The organism is Mycobacterium sp. (genome assembly GCF_035499775.1).
In the GTDB taxonomy this organism is placed as follows: Bacteria; Actinomycetota; Actinomycetes; order Mycobacteriales; family Mycobacteriaceae; genus Mycobacterium.
In genome coordinates, this window is sequence record NZ_DATJYB010000590.1 from 1 (window position 1) to 4,382 (window position 4,382).

Sequence of the window (4,382 nt, forward strand, 5' to 3'; positions counted from 1 at the left end):
TGGCCTTGTGGATCGGCATCGGCTGGGTGTTCCGTGGGATGACCCTGCTCGCCACGGCGTTATCCTTCGACCACATGCCTGGACGCGGCTGGCAGGCGCTCTCCGGTGTGATCATCGTTATCGGGGGCGGCGTGCTGATCATCTCGCCGATCGATTCGATGTCGATCCTGACCCTGGTCGCCGGCTGCTGGCTGATCGCCATCGGCATCATGGACGTTATCAGCGCGCTGCAGGTTCGCCACCGGCTCAAGGCCTAGTCTGCTCGGCCCCTCTAAGGCAATCGCCGCTCGACCTCGAACGCCAGACACAACTCGGCGAGATCCCTTGGTCGCGAAAGTGATCGGCCGGTCAACTCCTCGATGCGGTGAAGCCGATGCCGCACGGTATTGGGGTGGCAATAGATCCTGGCTGCGGTGTCGTTGGCCGACCCGCCGGCTTGCAGCCATGCTTCGAACGTGTCGAGCAGCACCGTGCGTTCCTCGGCCGGCAGTTCGTCCAGCCGCGCCAGCAGCGACGACTTGACCTTCGCCATCGCCTCCGGATTGCTGACCGCGGCGATCGCCAGTGGGCTGCCGTCGAAGACGGCAACCAGTGACTCAGCCGACGGCTTTCCGGCGACCGCGATCCGGGCGAATCGCAGCGCGTCACTGGTTTCGGCCAGCTCGCCGAACGGGGCGCTGATGCCCACGCGCGCTGTCGCGGCCTGCCGCAGTACGTCGACGAGCGCGGTGAGGGCGTCGGCCGGGACGGGACCCCGCAGGTGGACGATGCCGACCTGCACGTCCGGCAACAGTCGCCACGCTGACCGGATATCACGCGCGGACAGCTTGTTTTCGATTGCGGGCAGTCCCAGCTTGCCGATCGTCGGCAGTTCGGCTGCTACCACGACGTAGGGCCCCGACGTGGGCAGCCTCAGCAGGTCCGCCGCCTCCCAGAGGCTCTGATTATCGGTGATCCGCCGCAAAAGCAGCGCTTCCACCAGCGCCGATCGCTCTTCCTCCCGCTCCAGAATCTGCGTCGTCAACTGCTGGCGGTAGGCGTTGCTCATGGCCTGGGTGAAGGTGTCTTGCGCGAGGAAGACCCGGGCGGTGGCCTCCAGGATCGAGTCGGTGGGTATGGCCGCGGCGCGCCCGGTGGCCAGGGTCTTCTCCCACATGAATCGGAATCCGATCCGGTAGGCGGTCATCACCGCCGGCAACGGCACACCGGTGAGTGCGCGGGCGGTACCGGTGCGCTCCGCAGGCGAGACGTCGACGTCGGCATTGCCGGCGAGCGAGTCGAAAATGAACGTCACATTCGCGATACAGCTTTCGCGGACGTCGTCCTTCGTCACGACGGAGCCGTCGCGGTAGGCCTCGATCTCGCGGCACAGGACATCTGCCATTTCCTCGCCCAAACCCGGCGCACGGGCCAGCATGAGTTTGCCGAGCTTGATGACATGCGGATCAACTGCTGCGCCATGCCGGACGCCGTGGGTTTTCGATGCCACGCCCATATCCGGAAACCATAGGCCGGTTCACTGTGATCGGGCACAGTGGCGGGCGGTCGATTGTGTTCTCGGTGACATGGACCGCAGCAGAGCTCACGGCGATGGTGGTGGTAACGCCTCGTCGGCCCATCGTCGACGAATGAAGGAGGCGGGTTTTCGTAGAAACGAGGGCAACCCGACTTGTCCGTGGACAACGCCCTGCTGGACGCCCGGTATCGGCGGCTCGCCGACTCTTGGCGCCCGGAGTTGATCGACTCGCTGCTTGAGGGCCGAGTCGTCGAGGGCCGGAGCCTGGGCGAGGTCGCCGGCTATCTTCGGCTGCCCGAGGCGGGGCCGTTCGTGGTCATTGCCGCCGAGGCGGGCTCACGAGGCAGCGAGCCGCTGCCGATCATCGAATCAAAGTTGCGCAGCCTGGATGTGTATTCGGCGTGGCGGTTGCTACCCGATTGGCAGGTCGGTATCGCGCACGTGGGATCCGAGCAGCAGCTCGACAAAGTCGTCGCGTTGGTGTCGCGGTCGGCGGTCGACCGTGTCGGAATGAGCGCATGCTTCACCGATTTGCGGGACACCCCGCAGGCGCTGCATTTCGCCAAGATGACGCTGCGGGGCCGACCCGAGAGTTCCTCTGCCGTAGCAGTTTTCGACGGAACGATATTGGCCACCGCCGCGCTGGCCGCCCCGGAAGTGATGGTCAAAACGGCCGGCGGCACATTGGCCTGCTTTGACGACCTTCCCCACGAGGAACGCGAGGTCTTATTCGAAACCTTTCGGGTGTGGCAGGAAACCGACGCCTCGCTGAGTGTTGCCGCCGAGCGACTGTGTTGTCACCCGAACACCGTGCGCTACCGATTGCGCCGGATCGAGCAACGCACCCGGCGGTCGCTCTCCCGCCCAAGGGACGTCGTGGAGCTCTGTTTGGCGTTCGAGGTCCAGCGGCGGCTGATGTGGAGCGCGCACGACGGCTCTTACACTGGAACAGTTAACGAAGCGATTGTGGACGGAGTCGGCGCCAATGACCGATCTCATCGATTGCATACGCGAAGTCGTCGAACGTCATCGCGCACATGAGCACCCCCCCGCGGGCGGTCAGCCGTGTCACTGCGGGGTCGCGGAGCATTCCGATCATTCGCGTCACGTCGCCGAAGAGATCATCGCACGACTGGGGCTTCAGCCGGAGAAGTCAATCAATCTCCCGGACCAAATCCGTTACGTGAGTGCATGGTTCGATGACGAATTGACGAAGTTAGAGGGCGCTGAATAGTCACGTGCTGGACGAGGAAACCCTCGCCCAGCCACGTCGGCGACCGCTGTCAATAATCGGTTCTTCGATCAAGCACGGAGCGCATCCGCTTCGGCGCGCGCATACATCGCGTCGATCGCTGCGTACTCGGCTTCGTCGACAGCGGCGGCCGCGAAGTCGATGGCGTCAAGTGCATAGGACAGCGCCAGGTTCGCGTCCTTGTCGGCCGCCTTGGCGTCGTGCTTTTCCTTCCTCTCCTCCACGTTTGCCCGCACCTTCGCGACATGGGCTTGCCACTTGTCACGGACCTCCTGCCAATGCGACGACGCGTTGTCGCGCGCGTCATTGGCCTTGGCCTTGACTTGTTCCGCCGCTGCTGTGGCCTTGTCCCGGGCTTTGGCCGCGTCGGCGGCAAGCTGATCCCGGGTGCGCTGACCCGCGTCACGGAGATTTTGTGTCGCCGCTTTTGCCTGGTCGGAAATCTTCTCGAACTGTGTGCTCAGTTCATTGTTCGTCACGGAAACTCCTTCACTGGGGCAGGCTTATCGCCGACCTTCTTTCCTTTGAAGCGGCGTCGATACCGCCTCATGTAATGGTCGGTGCTGCGTGGCCTCGGGCCATTGTGCGCAGCGACATGATCGTCAAGCGGCGATTGGTTCCCACTACAACCGGAGCACGCCCGATGGCCCTGTTGCCGCGAATTGCTCAGCGTCGTAACTTGTTTCGACTACACACTGGTTGGACAGGGTGCTGCGTCAGACCTCGATCCGCATCCCCATGATCAGGGTTCGCTCCGGGGGCAGGCAGAACGCCGCGGTGGCGTCGACGCTGAGGTAAGACGTGGCAATGAAGAGGTTCCGACGCCAGCCGGGCATGATCGGCTCGCCGCCTTTTATCAGTTGAATCTTCGACAGGAAATACGAAGCCTCTTCGAGGTCGATCAGCCCCTCGGTCTTCGTCGGGTCGAGCAGAGTCAACGCACTGGGGACGTCATGCGACTCCATGTACCCGAAGCGTGCCGTGACATGGATGATTGCGTCGTGCATCGTGCCAAGCGGATCGATCTCGACGCGCTGCGCCTCCGCCACCCGCGGGACTGGCAACGTATCGATCGAGACGATCGCTACGTGCTCGTGGAGCACGTGATTGAGCTCGACATTCTGTCGCATCGCCAACGGCGCGGTGTTTTGTCCGCGGTTGAGGAAGACCGCCGTCCCGCTGACGCGCAGTAGCTCACGGCGCGTTGACAATTGATCGACGAATTCCTGCAGTGAACCCTCGACGGCTTCCCGCCTGCGGGTGACGACGGTGCCGCCCCGCTGCCAGGTGATCATGATCGTGTAGGCCGCCACGGCGATCGACAGCGGTAGCCATGCCCCGTGTAAGAGTTTGGTCAGGTTCGCTGCCACAAACAGCAGATCGACTCCCAACAGAGCGCTGCCGCCAACGACGATCAGCCACAGCGGAACTCGCCACCTTCGGTGTGCGATGTAGAGGAAGAGCAGTGTCGTGATCGTGATGGTTCCGGTCACCGCCATCCCGTACGCATACGCCAGTGAAGCCGAACTGCGAAACGCGAACACCAGGATCAGGACCGCCACCATTAGCATGCCGTTGATCCATGGCATATACACCTGACCGAAGGTCGACGCC

Annotated in this window: 5 protein-coding genes; 2 read left to right on the forward strand and 3 right to left on the reverse strand. The window is 63.4% G+C overall.

Annotated features, from left to right (window positions below; translation table 11 throughout):
• A partial coding sequence (locus VML93_RS35720; RefSeq protein WP_325618156.1) for a DUF308 domain-containing protein occupies positions 1–257 on the forward strand: 257 nt, incomplete at its 5' end.
• Between the two features lie 14 nt (positions 258–271).
• On the opposite strand, the gene VML93_RS35725 is transcribed toward VML93_RS35720, so the two are convergent.
• On the reverse strand, positions 272–1,489 hold the full coding sequence (locus VML93_RS35725) for a helix-turn-helix domain-containing protein (RefSeq protein ID WP_325618159.1): 1,218 nt from the start codon (positions 1,487–1,489) through the stop codon (positions 272–274).
• Between the two features lie 186 nt (positions 1,490–1,675).
• On the opposite strand from VML93_RS35725, the gene VML93_RS35730 reads away from it, so the two are divergent.
• Complete coding sequence (locus VML93_RS35730) at positions 1,676–2,557, forward strand: helix-turn-helix domain-containing protein (RefSeq protein WP_325618165.1); 882 nt, start codon at positions 1,676–1,678, stop codon at positions 2,555–2,557.
• 261 nt (positions 2,558–2,818) lie between these two features.
• Here the strand turns inward: VML93_RS35730 and VML93_RS35735 are convergent, their stop codons facing one another.
• Both VML93_RS35735 and VML93_RS35740 read right to left on the reverse strand, forming a co-directional pair.
• The gene (locus VML93_RS35735; RefSeq protein ID WP_325618161.1) at positions 2,819–3,247 is read right to left on the reverse strand and encodes a hypothetical protein; all 429 of its coding nucleotides are present in this window, start codon (positions 3,245–3,247) and stop codon (positions 2,819–2,821) included.
• A 237-nt stretch (positions 3,248–3,484) separates the two neighbouring features.
• Positions 3,485–4,382, reverse strand: an 898-nt coding sequence (locus tag VML93_RS35740; RefSeq protein ID WP_325618163.1) for a KUP/HAK/KT family potassium transporter, incomplete at its 5' end; no start/stop codon positions are given.